Below are 18,497 nucleotides of genomic sequence, written 5' to 3'. Positions count from 1 at the left end.
ATCGCATCGTAGTCGCTGTCGCGCGCCTGCCGGACGACCGGGTGTTCGGGCTGGGCGGTCTGGATAACGACCGTTCCCTGCTCTTCGCGGCGTCCGGCGCGTCCGCCGACCTGCATCATCATCTGGAAAGCCCGCTCCCCGGCCCTGAAATCCGGGTAATTCAGCATGTTGTCGGCGTTCAGGATGCCGACCAACGCGACGCCGCCGAAATCGAACCCTTTCGTGATGATTTGCGTCCCGACCAGGATGTCCGTTTTACGCTGTTCGAACGAAGCGATGATGCGCCGGTAGTTGCGCGGCGAACGCGCGGTGTCGGCGTCGAGCCGTTCGATCGCCGCCTGCGGAAAGATCGCCGCCAGTTCCTCTTCGATTTTTTCGGTGCCGAAGCCTTGCGGAAGCAGTTCGCCGGTTCCGCACGACGGACAGGTTTTCGGGATCGGCATGTGGTAGCCGCAGTAGTGGCAGCGCAGCGTTCCGTCGTTTTTATGGTAGGTCAGCGAAACGTTGCAGTCGGGGCAGACGCCCGTCCAGCCGCAATGCCCGCACTCGACATACGGCGAGAATCCCCGCCGGTTCTGGAACAGTATTGCCTGACGACCCCGTTGCAGCGTCCGGTCGATCTGATCGAGCAGGATTTTGTTGAAATGCGAGTACTTTTCGCCGCGTTTGGCGGCGCGCAGCGTGTCCGACACGATCACCTGCGGCAGCGTGACTCCGCCGTAGCGTTCCGAGAGCACGACGTGTCCGTATTTGCCGGTTACCGCATTGTGGAACGATTCGGCGCAGGGCGTCGCGCTGCCGAGCAGCACTTTGGCGCCGCAGACGGATGCCAGCACCACGGCGGTGTCGCGGCCGTGGTAGCGAGGGGCCGAGTCGGTCTGCTTGAAGCTGGTGTCGTGCTCCTCGTCGACGATTACCAGCGACAGGTTGCGCAGCGGCAGCAGTACCGACGAGCGCACGCCGATCACGATCCGTCCGCCGTCGCAGCGCAGCAGTTCGTGGTAGACGGCGGCTCGGCGGTTGTCGCTCAGCCGCGAATGGTAGACCGTGACGGCTTTTCCGAAATAGCTTTCCATGCGCCGGATCAGTTGTGCGGTCAACGCGATTTCGGGCAGCATGTACAGCACGTTGTGCCCGGCTGCCAGCGCTTCGGCCATCAGCCGGATGTAGATTTCGGTCTTGCCGCTGCCGGTTACCCCGTGCAGCAGGACGACCTCTTTCTCCGAAAAACAGGTTTTGATCCGCTCGTAGGCCGCCGTTTGCGCTGCCGAAAGTTCGGGCAGTTTGTCTGGCGCGGCGGGCGCGTCCGATGCCGGGATTTCGGTATCGGCGATCCGGATAAATCCTTTTTCGGCCAACGCTTTGAGGATCGCGGTCGGAGCCGAAAGCCGTTTGCGCGGAATTTCGATCGGTGCGCCGAAGTCGGGATTCCCGGTTTTTTCGAGGTATTCCAGCAGGGCTTTGTACTGGGATTTCGCGCGCGACAGGGAATCCAGCGCGACGTGCAGCCGTTCCTCATTGCGGATGTCCGGATGCAGCGAAACGACCGTTTGCCGCGGCTGCATGTAGCTGCGGCCGAATGTCTCGTCCTCCGAAAAACCGTCGGATTTCAGGCCGGCCGGCAGCGCCGCCCGCAGTACCATTCCCAACGGACACATGTAATATTCCGACAGCCAATGCCACAGCCGCAGTTGTTCCGCCGTGGCGACGGGTTCCGCGTCCGCGATCCGCCCGACCGGTTTGATCCGGTCGAAAGGCGGCCGCTGGCCGTGTAGCCGGTCGACGATCCCGGTGTAGTATTTCCGGGCTCCCAGTTGGACGATCACCCGGCAGCCCGGCACGATCTGCCGCAGCATCGCGTCCGGGACGGCGAAAGTCATGGCCGGCGCGGCCAGAGGCAGGATCACGTCGGCGTAGCGGTCGGCCGTCGCGGGAGATTTGTCGGGTCGTTTTTCCAAAGAAGGATGTTTTTCGACAAAAATAGCGTTTTTTCGGGATTGTTTCCGGGTGAAGCCGGTCGTCGCGGCAAATTCTTCCGGCGGCCGCTCCGGACGGGCCGCAAGTGCAAAAAACTGTTGGCAGATCGAAAAATCTTGCCGATCTTTGTTAATCGGATCGCCGTCGCTCGGGTTGCGCGGCGGGAAACCGAAATAACGATGGAATATGAATGCGGATTTCTCGAAGACGGCTGTTTTAAAGACTATTAAAGAATATACGTTGATTTCGATCGGTCTGGTGATGTATTCTTTCGCATGGACCGGCATCCTGATTCCGGCCGATGTGATGGGAGGCGGAATCAACGGCGTGGGCCTGCTGATCTATTATGCGACCGGCGGGACGAACGGCGGTGTGCCGCTGGGGCTTTCGTTCCTGGTGCTGAACTCGGTGCTGGTGGCGGTCAGTTCGGTGTTGGTCGGGCTGCGGTTCGGCGCGAAGACGATCTATGCGATCGTTTTCATTTCGGCGGCGATGTCGGTGATGCAGGGGTTGATACCGAACAATCTACTCGGACTCGGCAACGACAAGCTGCTGTCGGTAATTCTCGGCGGAGCCGTGGCGGGCGGCGGTATCGGCATCTGTTTCACGCAGGGCGGCAGCACCGGCGGCACGGATATTATCGCGATGATCGTCAACCGTTACAAGACGATCAGTTACGGGCGGATCATCATGCTGTGCGACCTGTTGATCATCGGCTGTTCGATTTTCATATTCAAGAATATTACGGCCGCCATTTACGGTTACGTGATGGTGGCCGTCAACGGGTATACGATCGACGCCGTGATGGCCGGCAACCGGCAGTCGACGCAGGTGTTGATCGTGTCGAAAAAATACGAAGAGATCGCTCGGCTGATTTTCAGCGAGATGCGTAGGGGTGTGACGTTGCTCGACGGCGAAGGGTGGTACACGAAGCAGCCGACGAAAGTGGTGATGGTGGTTTGTCGCAAATACGAAACGGGAACGCTGTTCAAACTGATTAAACGGGTCGATCCGGAGGCCTTTATGACGGTCGGCAACGTGATGGGCGTTTACGGTCATGGCTTCGAAGCGTTGAAAAAATAAGTTAGAGATTTCGGAAAATTTATGCCGGAACGTTATCATATCGGAATGAAAATAAAAGAGAGCGGCGTCGCGTTGTCGCACATCGTCGAGATCGGAGAGAATCTGGCGGCTCTGAGCGCCCGTACCGGGGCGGAATACCTGCGGCTGAACCGGGGGATCAATTCGGTGGTAAATATCGATCTGCGGGAGGTGATCGCCGGGATCGACTTCAATACGGCGCAGATGCAAACCTATCCGCCGGGGCGCGGTTTTGCGGCGTTGCGAGACGCGATCAATGCGGAGTACTTCGGCGGCGAATCGTCGCGTGACAACCTGCTGATTGTGCCGGGGGCGATGAACGGACTCGACCTGCTGGCGCAAAGCGTCGACATCGAGCGGCTGTATCTGCCGGTTTATTACTGGGGGTGCTATTTCAAATTGCTGACCATCCGGGGCGTGCAACGCGCCGAATACCCGTCGCTCGACAGACTCGAGTCGATGATCCCGCGACTGACCGGCTGCGGCGTGCTGATCTGCGATCCGGGCAATCCGCTGGGACAAAAGTACGACGACGCCCGTTTGTTGGCGTTGCTGCGCAAATTGGACGCCGCCGGCGTAACCGTCTTTTTCGACAGCCCCTACCGCCGGGTTTTCCGCGACGCGACGGACACGTTCTACCGCGAAATACGCCCGTTGCGCAACGTGGCGATCGTCGAGAGTTTCAGCAAGTCGATGGGGCTCAGCGGGCAGCGGATCGGGTTTATCCATACGACCGATCCGGGACTGTACGCCGAACTCGAAAAGCGGACGATGTACACGAACAACGGCGTCAACGCGTTCGCGCAGACGCTCGTGCTGCGCTTGCTTACGACGCCCGAAGGACGGCGCGCCGTCGCGGATTTCAAAGCGGCGACCGTGCGGGACATCGGGCTGAATATCGCTTACCTGAAAGAAAACGGCCTGCTGGCCACGGAATTTTACCGCGAGTCGATGCCGGTCGGCATTTTCGCGATCGTCGACCGCAGCGAGAAGGAACTGCTCGAACACCGCATCGGCAGCGTGTCGCTGGACTTTTTTACGCGCGACGCGGCGTTGGCCGGTTACGCGTCGAGGTTCAGCCGGATTTGCGTATCGGTTCCGCATACGAAGTTCCGCGAATTTTTCGATCCGCTCGTCCGCCGATGATATTTCGGCCTCTTCGGCTGATTAATGGGGCTGCGGCGAACCGTTTTTGACGAAAAATTCATAACTTTGTACGGAATATTGATTTTTGACCTTTACGATGAAAAAGTTTAAACGCTATCTTGTCACATCGGCGCTCCCGTATGCCAACGGGCCGGTGCATATCGGACACCTTGCGGGGGTATACATTCCGTCGGATATTTATGTGAGGTACCTGCGCCTGCGGGGCGCGGACGTGATCTCCGTATGCGGTTCCGACGAGCACGGCGTGCCCATCACGATCAAGGCGCGCCAGGAGGGAGTCAAGCCGCAGGATATCGTTGACAAGTACCATAATATCATCAAGAACGCTTTCAAAGGACTCGGCATGTCGTTCGACATCTATTCGCGGACGACTTCGCCCACGCACCATAAAACCGCGTCGGATTTTTTCCGCGCGCTGTACGACAAAGGAGAGTTCATCGAAAAGACCACGATGCAGTATTACGACGAGGAGGCCGGGCAGTTTCTGGCCGACCGCTACATCGTCGGCACCTGCCCGCACTGTCAGAACGACCGCGCATACGGCGATCAGTGCGAGAAGTGCGGCAGTACGCTGAGCGCGACCGACCTGATCGATCCGCACAGCGCCATTACCGGGTCGGTTCCGGTGATGCGCGAGACGACGCACTGGTTCCTGCCGCTGGACAAGCACGAGGAGTTTCTGCGCAAATGGATACTCGAAGAGCATAAGGAGTGGAAGGTCAACGTGTACGGGCAGTGCAAAAGCTGGCTCGATTTGGGATTGCAGCCCCGCGCGGTGAGCCGCGACCTGGATTGGGGGATTCCCGTTCCGGTCAAGGGTGCCGAGGGGAAGGTGCTGTACGTGTGGTTCGACGCGCCGATCGGTTACATCTCGGCGACCAAGGATCTGACGCCCGACTGGGAAAAATACTGGAAGGACGAGGACACCAAGATGGTGCATTTCATCGGCAAGGACAACATCGTTTTCCACTGCATCGTGTTCCCGTCGATGCTGCGCGCGCACGGCGGTTATATCTTGCCGGAGAACGTGCCGGCCAACGAGTTCCTGAATCTGGAGGGAGAAAAGATCTCGACGTCGCGGAACTGGGCGGTGTGGCTGCACGAATACCTCGAAGAGTTTCCGGGCAAGGAAGACGTGCTGCGCTACGTGTTGTGCGCCAATGCGCCGGAAACCAAGGACAACGATTTCACGTGGAAGGATTTCCAGATGCGCAACAACAACGAGTTGGTGGCCGTGCTCGGCAACTTCGTCAACCGCGCGCTGGTGCTGACGCAAAAATATTACGACGGGAAGGTTCCCGCCTGCGGCGAATTGACCGATTACGACCGCGATATCCTCGGCGAACTGCCGCAGATCAAAAAGGCGCTCGAAGAGAATATCGAGAATTACCGTTTCCGCGAAGCGCTCAAAGAGGCGATGAACATCGCCCGCCTGGGGAATAAATACCTGGCCGATACGGAGCCTTGGAAGCTGTATAAGACCGATCCGCAACGCGTGCAGACGATCCTGAACGTTTCGTTGCAGATCACCGCGTCGCTCGCGATCGCCGTCGAGCCGTTCATGCCTTTTACTGCGGAGAAGATCCTGAGGCTGCTCGACGTCGAAAAGTTCGGCTGGGATCAGCTTGGAAATACGGCCCTATTGAAGCCCGGACACCGGATCGGGACGCCCGCCTTGCTGTTCGAGAAAATCGAAGACAGCGTGATCGAGGCGCAGCTCGAAAAGCTGGCCGCTACGAAACGGGCCAACCTCGCAAAGGAGGCCGGCAAGAAGGTCGAACCGCAGAAAGAGAGCATTGCGTTCGACGATTTCGGAAAGATGGATATCCGCGTGGCGACGATCATCGCCGCCGAAAAGATCGCCAAGACGAAAAAGTTGTTGAAGCTGACTATCGATACCGGGATCGACAAACGGACGATCGTGTCGGGCATCGCCGAGCACTATACTCCCGAATCGCTTGTCGGGCGGCAGGTGCAGGTGCTGATCAACCTGGAGCCGCGCGAACTCAAAGGCGTGCTGTCCGAGGGGATGATCCTGATGGCGCAGGACGCTACCGGAAAGCTGGTGCTGCTGTCCCCTGCCGAGCCGGTCGGCAACGGCACGATGGTGGGGTAGCGGGAATAAAAACGGATTTGTGACGATTGAATAAAAATAGAGTTATGGACTTAGATTGGAAAAACCTATCTTTTGGGTACATCAAAACAGACTATAACATACGGAGTTATTTCCGCGACGGAGCCTGGACAACGCCCGAACTGACAACTGACGAAACGGTCACGATGCATATGGCCGCGACCTGCCTGCACTACGGGCAGGAGGCTTTCGAAGGACAGAAAGCATTTCGCGGCGCCGACGGCGTGATCCGCATCTTCCGTCCCGAAGAGAATGCCAAACGGATGCGCTCCTCGGCCGAATACCTGAAAATGGCTCTGCCGCCGGTCGATATGTTCGTCGATATGATGAAGCGGGTGGTTAAGGCCAACGAACGTTTCGTCCCTCCCTACGGGACGGGCGCTTCGCTGTATATCCGCCCCGTGCTGTTCGGCACCGGCCCGCAGGTCGGCGTAAAGCCCGCCGGGGAATACCTGCTGATCGTTTTCGTTACTCCGGTAGGTCCTTACTATAAGGAAGGGTTCAATCCGATCAAGGTGTTGATCGACCGCGACCACGATCGCGCCGCTCCGCTCGGAACGGGGCACGTGAAGGCCGGCGGGAACTACGCGGCGAGCCTGACTTCGGCCGAGATCGGGCATGAAAAAGGATATCCGAGCGTGCTGTATCTGGATGCAAAGGAGAAAAAGCACATCGACGAATGCGGCGCGGCCAACTTTTTCGGCATCCGCGACGGCGTTTACATTACGCCCAAATCCCATTCGGTGCTGCCGTCGATCACGAACATGAGTTTGATGACGCTGGCCGCGGAGATGGGGCTGAAAGTCGAACAGCGTCCGGTCGATTACGACGAGCTCGGGACGTTCGACGAGGCCGGATCGTGCGGTACGGCGGCCGTTCTGTCGCCGATCGGCAGCATTTACGATCCGCAGACCGGACATACTTTCGTTTACAACGACGGCAAGCCGGGCAAATGGAGCGAAAAGTTGTACCACCGCCTGCGTGCGATCCAGTATGCCGAGGAACCCGATACGTACGGGTGGATGGCTGCATTGTAAGGATTCGTTTTTGAAAAACAGGGAACTGCGGACGGGGGATCCCGCTCCGCAGTTTTTAATCCGGGTACGATGACCGAAAAAGAACTGGCCGCCGAACTGAAAGGTAATTTTACCAAAGGGTTTGCCGGGCGTTACGGGAAATTGATTGCGGAAAACGATCTTTTCGGGTTCGCGCTGAACCTCGGACTCGACCGCGATCCGGCCGTCGCGTTTCATGCTTCGTATGCGTTGGAAAGGGCGTTTTTTATCGCGCCGGAGGCGTTCGGGCGGCATATCGGGCATTTCGTCCGGAATTACCTTGCGATCGTCAATCCGAGCGCGTGCCGTCATTATTCGAAGATGATGGCGTGGCTGCTCGACCGGAGGCGGATCGAACTGACCGACAGTCAGCGTCAACAGGTTGCCGAAGCGACGTTCGACCGGCTGATCGACCCGTCGGTGCGTCCGGCCGTAAAAGTGTGGTCGATGGAGATACTCGACAGCCTGTCGGCAGAATTGCCGTGGGTCGAAGAGCAGCTTTACGATACGATCTGTTGGCTAATGCGCGACGACGGTCCGGCGCTGCGGAACCGGGGGACGAAAATCTGCCGCCGCATCCGTGCGCGACGGAAGACTACGCGACGGTGATTGTCGTTTATTCCCGTTTTTTATATCTTTAGGGCATCAATTACTTCGATTATGGCAAAGAAACTGACCGTAGCGCTGATCTACGATTTCGACGGCACGCTTTCGCCGGGCAACATGCAGGAGTACGACTTTATTCCGGCGATCGGCAAAAGCAACCGCGAGTTCTGGGAGGAGAGCAACGAAACCGCCCGCGAACAGGACGGCGACCCGATCCTCGCCTATATGTACCGGATGCTGCACGAAGCCAAGAGTTCCGGCATTTCGCTGCGTCGCGAGTCGTTCGCCCGGTCGGGACAGAATATCGAACTGTACGAGGGCGTTCGCGAGTGGTTCCCGCGGATCAACGCCTATGCCGCCGAACGCGGCATCCAACTGCAGCATTACATCAATTCGTCGGGCCTGCGCGAGATGATCGAAGGGACCCCGATCGCCAAGGAATTCCGGAAGATTTACGCCTGTTCGTTCCTTTACGATATCGACGGCGTGGCTTACTGGCCGGCCGTGGCGGTCAACTACACCAATAAAACGCAGTTCATCTTCAAGATCAACAAAGGGATCGAAAGCGTGTACGACAGCCGGCGGATCAACGAGTATATCGAGGAGGAGCAGCGTCCGGTGCAGTTCCGTCACATGATTTATTTCGGCGACGGGACGACCGATATTCCGTGTATGAAACTGGTCAAACAGCAGGGAGGACATTCGATCGCCGTCTACAATCCCCGTTCGCGCCAGAAACGCATGGAGATGATGGAACTGATCCGCGATAACCGCGTCAGCTATATCTGCGCTGCCGATTACAGTCCCGATAAGGAGATCGACTGTCTCGTCAGGACGATCATCGACAAGATCGAAGCCGACCACAAGTTGAGCAAATTCTATAAAAAGTAATTTGTATTTTTAAAAGCTATGAAAATTATTTTTGCTACCAATAACCGTCATAAGCTGACCGAAGCGCAGGAGATTCTCGGCAGTGGTTATCAGTTGGTAACGCCTTGCGATCTGGGTATTACCGAGGATATACCGGAAGAGCAGCCGACTCTGGAGGGAAATGCTTTTCAGAAGGCCCGCTACTTGTACGACCGCACCGGGCTGGACTGTTTCGCCGACGATACCGGTCTGGAAGTCGATGCGCTCGGCGGCGCGCCGGGGGTTCGTTCGGCCCGTTATGCCGGGGATGGCAGAAATTCGTCCGACAACGTGGCGCTGCTGCTCGAAAACCTTTCGGGACAGGCCGACCGAAAGGCCCGGTTCCGCACGGTGATCGCGCTGATCTTCGGAGGAAAGGAATATCAGTTCGACGGGGTGGTCGACGGTACGATCACGGATACGCCGCACGGCGGGGGAGGATTCGGTTACGATCCGGTTTTCGTTCCGGATGGTTACGACGTCACGTTCGCGGAGATGGATTCCGAAGCCAAAAACGCGATCAGTCACCGCGGCCGCGCCGTCGAAAAATTGGCGGCGTTTCTTTCGGGAGCGAAATAATGCGTACGTACAAAGCCCGCGGCGTGGTGCTGCATACGATCAAATACGGCGACAGTTCGATGGTCGCCTACCTGTTTACCGACTTGTTCGGGCGGATGAATTACATGATCCAGGGCGTGCACAGCAGCCGGGGGCGGGGCAACAAGGCGGCGCTGTTCCAGCCGATGTTCCTGGTCGAATTCGAAGGGATCGAGCAGCCGCAGGCGCGGATGCATCGCATGAAGGAGGTGCGCAGCCTGACGCCGCTTTCGAGCCTGCCGTTCGACGTCCGCAAGAGCACCATTTCGCTGTTTATGGCCGAGGTGCTGTACCGATTGATCCGCGAGTCGGAGGCCAACGAACCGCTGTTCGATTTCGTCTGCCGGTCGGTCGTGCAGTTGGATCGGATGACCGAAGGGATTTCCAATTTTCACCTGTGGTTCCTCGTGCAACTTTCCGCCTACCTCGGATTCTATCCGGGCAACGAGCCGATCCCGAACGGTTATTTCGATATCCGGGGCGGCGTGTTTACGCCGTCCGTTCCGGCGCATCGGATCTGCATGGACGCTTCCTGTTCCGGCTTGCTCGGCGATCTGATGGATTGCGAAGCCGACCGGCTCGGTAGCCTGCCGTTGTCGCGGACGCAGCGTTCCGCTTTTATGGAGTCGATGCTGCTGTTTTTTGGTTATCATCTGGACGCTATCCGTACCGTCCGGTCGGTGTCGATTTTGCGTGAGATTTTTTGAGACTTGTCCGCGGCGGGCGCTCGTTTGGCTTGCGACCGATCGACGGTCGGGATGGCGTTTGCGACCGGATCGATCGAGCCGCGGGGGCGGCAGGAACCGTTTATTTTGCCGGATAGTCGGCGCCGTTTTTCAGCATACTCCCGGCGCCAAGGAAAATCTGCTGTCTTCGAAAACCGCCTAAAATCTGAAAATTATAGGACGCGTTATTCTTTTTATCGGATTTGCGGCCGGCTTACGTGTAGTTCGGGATGCTGTGAATCTTCCGGTACGGTTCGTTGAATCAAAAGATTTCGACGGCGATGGTTCGCCGGGAGCGGAGAGGCGTTGCAGTAACGAGGCCCGCTGCCCCGACCGGGCCTTATTTCGATAAAAAAGAGGAACGGGTCGATTATCGACCCGTTCCTCTTTTTATAAGAAAACGTCCGGAAAACCGGCTGTTCCTATGCAGTCGTCGATCGCCGCGATTAGCAGCGGAACGCTTTTTTCAGTTTATCGACGGCATCCAGTTTCTCCCATGCGAAAAATTCGATCTCTTTGCTCACTTCTTTTCCTTTTTCGAAAAGGGTTACTTTTTGCGTATAAGGACGGTTGCCGAAGTGTCCGTACGAAGCGGTCGCTTCGAAGATCGGGTTGCGGAGTCCGAATTCGCGGACGATGGCCGCAGGCCGCAGGTCGAACAAGTCGTTGATTTTCGCGGCGATCTGCCCGTCGGTCATTTTCACTTTCGAAGTTCCGTTCGTGTTGACGTAGACGCTCAGCGGTTGTGCGATTCCGATCGCGTAGGACAGTTGTACGAGCACTTCGTCGGCGATACCGGCCGCTACGAGGTTTTTGGCGATGTGCCGGGCGGCGTAGGCTGCGCTGCGGTCGACCTTCGAACTGTCTTTGCCGGAGAATGCTCCGCCGCCGTGGGCTCCGCGTCCGCCATAGCTGTCGACGATGATTTTGCGGCCGGTCACTCCGGTATCCCCGTGCGGGCCGCCGATCACGAATTTGCCGGTCGGATTCACATGCAGGATGTAGTCGTCGCCGATCAGTTCGGCCAGGCAGTCGCCGGCTCGTTCCAGGCGGGCTTTGGTGCGCGGAATCAGGATGTTTTGGACATCTTCGCGGATTTTGGCGCACATCGCTTGTTCAGCGGCTTTTTCGCCGCCCGCTTCGGCGGCCGTAATGAATTCGTCGTGTTGGGTCGATACTACGATCGTATGCACGCGCTGCGGTTTGTTGTCGTCGCCGTATTCGATCGTAACCTGGCTCTTGGCGTCGGGTCGCAGGTAGGTCATCACCTTGCCTTCGCGGCGGATGGCGGCCAGTTCCTTCAGGACTACGTGCGACAGGATCAGCGTGGCGGGCATCAGCTCCTTGGTCTCCGAGCAGGCGTAACCGAACATGATTCCCTGGTCGCCGGCGCCCTGCTCCTCTTCGGTCTCGCGTACGACGCCCTGGTTGATATCGGGCGACTGTTCGTGGATCGCCGACAGCACGCCGCACGAATTGCCGTCGAAACGGTAATCGGCGTTCGTATAGCCGATCCGGTTGATCACGCGGCGCGCGACGTCTTGTACGTCCACGTACGCTTCCGAACGGACTTCACCGGCCACGACGACCAGCCCCGTGGTGCAGAGCGTTTCGCAGGCTACTTTCGAATTGGAATCGTGACGAAGAAATTCGTCGAGGATTGCATCGGAAATTTGATCCGAAACCTTGTCGGGATGTCCTTCGGACACCGATTCGGAGGTAAATAAAAATCCCATCTTTAAAATTTTTTAATGGTTTAAAATACTTTTAAACAATGGGAAAAACTCAGCTGTTGTAGATGAACACAAATACTATTTTAGCATTTTTTTCCGTGGTTGCAAGCGGCCAAATCTTTCCACAAATTCAGTAACGGCGGCAAAGGTAATAACATTTCGGATATTTGCCAAAAGTTTTCGGCGTATCGCTTTTGCGGAATAGTACGGCGTTGCGTTCGTTTTCGGCGTCCGTCGTCGTCAGAAAGGATAGCCTACGCCGAAATTCAGCGTCGTGTTCTGCATCCGGAAGTTCTGGATCCAGCGCTGTCCGGCCGCTTCGTTCGGGTTGTGCAGTTTGATGCCCCAGTCGATCCGGAATACGAAGAAACTGAAATCGAACCGCGCGCCGAGTCCGGTATTGAATCCCAGTTGTTTGTAGAATCGGTCGATTTTGAACTGCGATTCTTCGCCGTAGCCGCCCTGTCCGAGGAACCAGATGTTGCCGACATCGAAAAAGAGCGCGCCTTGCAAGATTCCCCAGACTGGAAAACGGGCTTCGAGATTCGTTTCGAGTTTGAAGTTCCCCAACTGGGTGGGATAGTCGCTGACCCAGCGCACTTCGTTGCCCGGGCCGAGCGTCCGGGCCAGCCAGCCGCGCATACTGTTGCTGCCGCCGCAGTAGAACAGCCGCTCGAACGGGATGGATGTCGAATTGCCGTAAGCGTATCCCCATCCGCCGTAGAAGCGATATACGAGACTGGTTTTCGGCCCCAATACGAATTTTCGCGCCAGGTTCAGATCGAACCGGAAATACTGGGCGTACCGGATACCGAACAGTTTGTAATACTCTTCCCCCGACGAACGGCCGAACAGGTGGCTCAGTCCGTCGATCAGGTTACCGTTCGTTTCGAAATTGAACCGTAACGCCAGCGAATTGCGTTCGGTGTTGATCTTCTGGTTGTTGAAGATATACGAGCCGGACAGTCCGGCGATCAGCTGCGATTCGTAGCTGTTCCGCAGGTAGGGATTCTGCAATTGTTCGAGGAAAGCCGTGTCGATCTGCCGCAGTTTCACCACGCTGATGTCCGCCGGCCGCAGGACGAAGGTGCTGTTTTTGCCGTTGCCCCACGTATAGCCCCAGACGCCGCTGGCCAGCGTACGATGGTAGTACGGGCGGCGCTGTACGCTGTAGGAGACTTCTACTTTCGTTCGCGGATTGAAGGCTCGGTTGTAGCGGTCGATTCGCAGCGGCGTGATGAAACGGGGAAACGAAAACGAGGTCGATACGCCTAATTCGAACGAGTTGCGCTTCTGTTTGACGCGCATGAATTCGTAGCCTCCGCGCACCTTGATGTCGAACAGTTCGACGCCGCGGAACAGGTTGCGGTTCTGGTAGCCCACCGTGGCGGCGATTCCGAAATAGTCGGCCGACGTGGTTCCTTCGAGTTCCAGCGAGTATCCCTGCCGCAGCGCAGGCGTACAGAAAATAGTGCAGTTCAGGTAGTGTTCGGTGCCGTACGAGGCTTCGCCGACGCCGGTGGAGTCCTGCGACTGCCCGATGTAGGTGATCCGGTTGTCCCGCAGCAGCGTATCGCCTTCCGCTTCCGAAAAGAGGATGCTGGCGCTTTTGTAATAGTCGAGCCGCATGATGTTTTCGTAAGTCCGTTTCACTTCGTCGGCATTATACAGGTAGTTCGGGTAGAGACTGATCGTCCGGCGCAGGATCTCCGCCCGCACTTTCGACCGGGTGTCGTAAACGATTTTCAGGCCTTTGTAGTCGAGCGTGTCGAGCCGGCTTTCGTAAAGAGAATCCGACACGGCTGCCGAGGGGTTGTAATCCGGATAGATATAGATGTTCCGGATGCGGTAAATTCGGTTGTCGTCGAGCGTCGCTTCGCCTTCGGCGGTATATCCGGCCATGTAACGTTTTACGACCATCGTCAGGTTGACCGTGCGGTTGCCCGCCGTCGAGTCGGCTACATAACTGATGTTGTTGATCGAGAAGTTGTAATATCCCCGGTTTTTCAGGAACGAAGTGATCCGTACCCGTTCGTCGTCCAGCGTATTCGCATCGAAAATGTCGCCCGTATGCAGCAACGTCGAAATCGTGTCGCTGAAAATGATCGATTGCAGCGACCGGTCCCGGAAATCGTATCGGATGCTGCCGATCCGGTACGGTTCGCCTTGCCGGGCGAGGTAGGTGACTTTCGCTTTTTTGCCCGAAGTGTCGACCCGAAATGCCGTCGAAGCGTCCAGGAAGCCTTTGCCGTTCAGGTAAATTTTCATGCCTTCGGCCGAACGGGCCGTCAGTGTCGAGTCGAGCAGCACGGGTTCCTTGCCGATGCGGCGTTTGAAACGGTTCCACCAGTTCGTTTTGTCCGGGTCTGCCGAATTGTAAGCCCACAGATAGAAATTGGTTCCCAGGAAACGTTTGGTCGGATGCTGGCGGATGAATTGTTCCAATTCCGTCCGTGTCGCCCGTTCGTCCCGCGTCAGTTGTTTCTCCCGTTCGATCCGGACGTCGCTTTTGGACAGCAGGTATTGCCCGGACGGAATGTGCCGCGTCGCGCTGCATGCTGCGAGCAAGCAGCCGCAAACGACGACGACCGGCAGCCGCAGCCGCCTTTTTGCCGCCTCTGCAAACGAATCCGACCGGAATATCCTACTCACTCCGCCAACTATTTTACAAATTTGAAACGCACCCGTAGAACGCCGTCCGCGCAGTCGCTCGAGATCAGCCTGACCGGCGGGATCTCCGCCGTGTTCGATACGTGCGCCCCGATGCACGGACAGCTATCGAAATCGCCGATATGGACGATGCGGACGGTGGTTGCGCCCTCCGGCAGCCGCGACAGGTTGTAACGGGCGGCGGCCTCTGCCGCGGTCAATATTTCGTCCCGCACGTCCGCGTGCGAGGCGATCTGTTCGTTGACCGTCCGTTCGATTCCGGTCAGCTCTTCGGGCGTCAGGTTGCGGTGAAAGCGGAAATCGCATTTCGATTTCTTCTTTTCGATATGGGTCGAAAAGGCCCGGCCGCACCCGAGCGTCCGGGCGATCGCCCCGTTGATCAGGTGCTCGGCCGAGTGCATCGGCTCGAAATAGTCTTTTCCGTTCGGAGTTTGTTCGATCTGATTCATCGTTATTTTAAAACCGATTTTACGAATTTGTCTTCGATGTAAAAAACGCCTTTCCGGGCTTCGAACCGAACCAGGCAGTACTCCGGGTCTTCGACTCCTCCCGGAAAATGTTTGATAAGCCACTCTTGCCACATGATTTTTTTGACCGCAGGGTATTCGATCACTTCGGCCGTTCCGGTTAGTGCGACGCTGTCTCCGCGGTCGAAAAAAGAGATGCCGGCGCGCGGGTTCCGGCGCAGATGCGCCGTTTTGTCGGAGCTGGTGCCGGTGGCGAACCAGATCGTAAACGGTTTTTCGGCGTGTATTTTGACGACCGGAACGGGGCGCGGGAAACCCTTTTCGTCCAACGTCGCCACGGTAATCACTTCGCACCGTTGTAACAGCGCGAACGCTTTTTCGTGAATCGTTTCCATATCCGGTCGGTCTTACGGGTTCTTACTGGTTGAAGAACCCCTGTTTTTTCAGCATTTCGAAATATTTCCGCGAAAAAAGACGGTTGTCTTCGCCCTTGTAGCGACGTTCGGTGAAAATACGCGCCAGGTTCGGTAGGTCGTTCGCTTTCAGCAGGCCGGCCGTCTCTTCGGAAGCTTCCTTGTCGGCCCAGATCGCGTCGATCGCTTCGGGCGTGTAATCGTGGTAGCGTTCGCGGTGGATTACCCCTTCCAAGGGCAGGCGGTCGGTCGGCGGCGGCAGTTTGTCGGGGTAGCCCATCGTCACGGTAGTGACCGGGATCACCCCCTCGGGCAGGGCGAGCACCTCGGCGATCCGGTCGGCGTTGTAGGTCGTCGTGCCGAGGTAGCAGATGCCGAGCCCCTCCGACTCCGCTTCGAGACAGACGTTTTGCGAAGCGAGGATCGCGTCGATCGCGCCGTTGACGAACCAGACGAAATTGTCGTACTGCGGGTCGGCCCCCCGCTGGCGGCACCACAGCGAGAACCGGCGCACGTCGACGCAGAACGTCAGCACGATCGGGGCCTGAGTGACCATCGGTTGTCCGAAATGGCACGGCGACAGTTGTTCCCGGATCTGCGGGTCGGTCGTCACGATGATGCTGTATATCTGCATATTGCCTGTGTTGGAAGCCCTCGTGCCAGCTTCCAGAATCCGTTGCAGCAGGGCCTCGTCCACCGGATCCGGCTTGTAGCTGCGCACCGACCGATGCTCGAATATCGTTTTGATCATAGCTTTCTGTCTTTTTAACGGAAACGCGGATTCCGCATGAATTTATACAAATATCCGCTATTTTTTTGAAAGAGGAAAAGCTTTTTGAAAATTTCGCGATATTTGCACGGATAAGCCGGAAACGATATGAAACAAAAATTTTATAAATACCACGGAGCGGGCAATGATTTCGTGCTGATCGATAACCGTTCGGGCGGATTCGACGTTTCCCGCGCGCATGTGGCCGCCCTGTGCTGCCGCCGCACCGGGGTCGGCGCTGACGGGCTGATGCTGCTGGAAAACGATCCCCAGGAGTTGTTCAGGATGCGCTATTTCAATGCCGACGGCGGCGAATCGACCATGTGCGGCAACGGCGGCCGCTGTATCGTGTTGTTCGCCCATCATTTGGGGATCGGCGGATCGCGCAAGCGTTTTTCGGGGATCGACGGCGTGCACGATGCGCAAATCCTGTCGGCGGACGCGACGGCGGGCGAGATCCGGCTCGGCATGATCGACGTTCCGCGCGTGGAGAAATTCCCCGATCATTATTTTCTCGATACCGGTTCGCCGCACCATGTCGAATTCGTGCCGGATGTCCGGCGGGAGGACGTCGCCCGAAAAGGCGCAATGATACGCCGCAGCGATCCGTACGCCGCCGCCGGAGGGACGAACGTCAATTTCGTGGAGATCGTTTCGGACGGTCGTATCCGGGTGCGTACTTATGAGCGGGGCGTTGAGGCCGAGACGCTTGCCTGCGGAACCGGGGCCACGGCTTCGGCGCTGGCGGCTGCCGTGCGATCCGGAAGCGATTGCCGGAATTACCGGGTCGACGTCGAGGGCGGAGTCCTTTTCGTGTCTTTCGAACGGACAGGAGACGAGCGTTTTACGAATGTGACGCTTACCGGCCCGGCGCAAAAGGTGTTCGAAGGCTGCCTGGCGGAAAAATTTTAAACCCGAAGCGGTTGTTTTTTCAAAAAAAATCTCTATCATTGCAATCGTACAAAGGACGTGAATCCTGCGTACGAAGAACTGAAATCCATGTCAAACGTTTAAACCCTTACGTTTTCACGACCCATGAAATCGACCCATGTTTTCCGGAACAAGGCCCATGATTCCGAACCGGAAGATTCGTTAAAGCGAGCGGCCAAGCTCGAACCTATTAAAAAAAGCGGAAAAGAGAAGCGGGCGATTTACAGCCGACTCGACGAGGACGACGACGACGAGTTACTCTCTTTCAAGAAACGCGAATCGGTTCTCGACTATTTCGACGACGGCGAGGAAGAACAGGACGAACGATAAACGATCGTTTATAAATCGAATGAAACGGGAATGGCTGCCGCAGGGCGGCCATTTTTTACAAAATATCGAACAATCATGGAAAAATTCATCGTTGCCGCCGAAACGGCATTGCGCATCAGCGACTCGCAGCAGGGGGATACGACGCTCGTACTGCTGCACGGCTACCTGGAATCTCTCGAAGTGTGGGAGGATTTCACGAAATTGCTGACGCCCTACTACCGTGTGATCGCGATCGACATTCCCGGTCACGGCATCTCGGAGGTGCGGGGCGAGGTGCATAGCATGGAGTTCGTGGCCGATGTGCTGAAAGGGGTGCTCGACAAGCAGGGCGTCGCGCGCTGTTTCGTGGCCGGGCACTCGATGGGGGGATACGTCGCCGAAGCTTTTGCGGCCCGTTATCCCGAAATGTTGCAGGGGCTGATTTTGTTCCACTCGACGCCGAATGCCGATACCGATGCGAAAAAAGAGGACCGACGCCGCGAGATCGAACTGATCCGCAGCGATAAGAAAGAACTGATCGCCTCGCTTTTCGTTCCGAAAGGTTTTGCCGAGGCGAACCGCAAACGGCTTCGCGGGCGGATCGAACAACTGCAGGAGCTGATCTCGTCGACCGACGACGACGGCATTGTGGCGCTGCTGAACGGGATGATCGGCCGCAACGATATGAACGACATGCTGCACGGTTTGAAAGTGCCGCAACTGTTCATATTCGGCCGGATGGACGAATTTATCCCGGTCGAACGGGCCGAAGCGCTGGTCGCCGCTCATCCGCAGGCCGAAGCGGCGTGGCTCGATCATTCGGGACACATGGGCTTTTTCGAAGAACCCGAGGCCGCCGCGGAGATCATTCGCGGATTTATCGACAGGCACGCGGCTTGCTGAATGTTTCCGGCGCGGCCGTTCCGGGATTCGGG

16 protein-coding genes and 1 pseudogene are annotated in these 18,497 nt (G+C 57.3%); 11 read left to right on the top strand and 6 right to left on the bottom strand.

The window, feature by feature from the left end; genetic code table 11:
• Positions 1-17 precede the first annotated feature (17 nt).
• Positions 18-1,856 (bottom strand): annotated as a pseudogene (gene priA / locus DW082_RS01945) (primosomal protein N'); the annotation flags it as partial.
• 307 nt (positions 1,857-2,163) lie between these two features.
• Between priA and DW082_RS01935 the strand changes: the two are divergent.
• From DW082_RS01935 to recO, 8 genes are all read left to right on the top strand, one after another.
• Positions 2,164-3,060: a YitT family protein gene (locus tag DW082_RS01935; RefSeq protein ID WP_101571874.1), complete on the top strand. Its 897-nt coding sequence runs from the start codon at positions 2,164-2,166 to the stop codon at positions 3,058-3,060.
• A 45-nt stretch (positions 3,061-3,105) separates the two neighbouring features.
• Positions 3,106-4,224: a pyridoxal phosphate-dependent aminotransferase gene (locus DW082_RS01930; RefSeq protein WP_172970729.1), complete on the top strand. Its 1,119-nt coding sequence runs from the start codon at positions 3,106-3,108 to the stop codon at positions 4,222-4,224.
• A gap of 97 nt (positions 4,225-4,321) precedes the next feature.
• The gene (metG, locus tag DW082_RS01925; protein WP_118457069.1) at positions 4,322-6,361 is read left to right on the top strand and encodes a methionine--tRNA ligase; all 2,040 of its coding nucleotides are present in this window, start codon (positions 4,322-4,324) and stop codon (positions 6,359-6,361) included.
• 44 nt (positions 6,362-6,405) lie between these two features.
• A complete protein-coding gene (locus DW082_RS01920) occupies positions 6,406-7,416 on the top strand; it encodes a branched-chain amino acid aminotransferase (protein ID WP_118457067.1) in 1,011 nt (336 codons plus the stop codon).
• A gap of 69 nt (positions 7,417-7,485) precedes the next feature.
• Entirely contained in the window at positions 7,486-8,043 is a 558-nt protein-coding gene (locus tag DW082_RS01915) for a hypothetical protein (protein WP_101571868.1), read from the top strand.
• A gap of 51 nt (positions 8,044-8,094) precedes the next feature.
• Entirely contained in the window at positions 8,095-8,931 is an 837-nt protein-coding gene (locus DW082_RS01910; protein ID WP_055202701.1) for an HAD family hydrolase, read from the top strand.
• A gap of 18 nt (positions 8,932-8,949) precedes the next feature.
• Positions 8,950-9,528 carry an RdgB/HAM1 family non-canonical purine NTP pyrophosphatase gene (gene rdgB / locus DW082_RS01905; protein WP_118457065.1) on the top strand — a complete coding sequence of 193 codons (579 nt, stop codon included), beginning with the start codon at positions 8,950-8,952 and terminating at the stop codon, positions 9,526-9,528.
• Positions 9,528-10,253, top strand: coding sequence for a DNA repair protein RecO (gene recO, locus DW082_RS01900; protein ID WP_101571864.1), 726 nt, complete (start codon positions 9,528-9,530; stop codon positions 10,251-10,253). The genes rdgB and recO overlap by 1 nt, the downstream gene beginning before the upstream one ends.
• Before the next feature lie 464 nt (positions 10,254-10,717).
• On the opposite strand, the gene metK is transcribed toward recO, so the two are convergent.
• The 5 genes from metK to DW082_RS01875 form a co-directional block, all read right to left on the bottom strand.
• Positions 10,718-12,007 carry a methionine adenosyltransferase gene (metK, locus tag DW082_RS01895; RefSeq protein ID WP_118457063.1) on the bottom strand — a complete coding sequence of 430 codons (1,290 nt, stop codon included), beginning with the start codon at positions 12,005-12,007 and terminating at the stop codon, positions 10,718-10,720.
• Positions 12,008-12,244: 237 nt separating this feature from the next.
• The gene (locus DW082_RS01890; RefSeq protein ID WP_259335459.1) at positions 12,245-14,656 is read right to left on the bottom strand and encodes a BamA/TamA family outer membrane protein; all 2,412 of its coding nucleotides are present in this window, start codon (positions 14,654-14,656) and stop codon (positions 12,245-12,247) included.
• 8 nt (positions 14,657-14,664) lie between these two features.
• Positions 14,665-15,123 carry a hypothetical protein gene (locus tag DW082_RS01885; protein WP_055202694.1) on the bottom strand — a complete coding sequence of 153 codons (459 nt, stop codon included), beginning with the start codon at positions 15,121-15,123 and terminating at the stop codon, positions 14,665-14,667.
• A gap of 2 nt (positions 15,124-15,125) precedes the next feature.
• Positions 15,126-15,536 carry a pyridoxamine 5'-phosphate oxidase family protein gene (locus tag DW082_RS01880; protein WP_118457061.1) on the bottom strand — a complete coding sequence of 137 codons (411 nt, stop codon included), beginning with the start codon at positions 15,534-15,536 and terminating at the stop codon, positions 15,126-15,128.
• Positions 15,537-15,558: 22 nt separating this feature from the next.
• Positions 15,559-16,305, bottom strand: coding sequence for a nitroreductase family protein (locus tag DW082_RS01875; RefSeq protein WP_118457059.1), 747 nt, complete (start codon positions 16,303-16,305; stop codon positions 15,559-15,561).
• 126 nt (positions 16,306-16,431) lie between these two features.
• Between DW082_RS01875 and dapF the strand changes: the two genes are divergently transcribed.
• The 3 genes from dapF to DW082_RS01860 all read left to right on the top strand — a co-directional run bounded on the left by dapF (position 16,432) and on the right by DW082_RS01860 (position 18,465).
• Entirely contained in the window at positions 16,432-17,235 is an 804-nt protein-coding gene (gene dapF / locus DW082_RS01870; protein ID WP_118457057.1) for a diaminopimelate epimerase, read from the top strand.
• Positions 17,236-17,358: 123 nt separating this feature from the next.
• Positions 17,359-17,583 carry a hypothetical protein gene (locus DW082_RS01865; protein ID WP_055202686.1) on the top strand — a complete coding sequence of 75 codons (225 nt, stop codon included), beginning with the start codon at positions 17,359-17,361 and terminating at the stop codon, positions 17,581-17,583.
• A gap of 75 nt (positions 17,584-17,658) precedes the next feature.
• Positions 17,659-18,465: an alpha/beta fold hydrolase gene (locus tag DW082_RS01860; protein ID WP_182424063.1), complete on the top strand. Its 807-nt coding sequence runs from the start codon at positions 17,659-17,661 to the stop codon at positions 18,463-18,465.
• Positions 18,466-18,497: the final 32 nt, after the last annotated feature.

It is taken from the genome of Alistipes sp. AF48-12, from assembly GCF_003477565.1.
Classification (GTDB): domain Bacteria; phylum Bacteroidota; class Bacteroidia; order Bacteroidales; family Rikenellaceae; genus Alistipes_A; species Alistipes_A hominis.
This window is presented reverse-complemented; position numbering and strand designations above follow the sequence as displayed.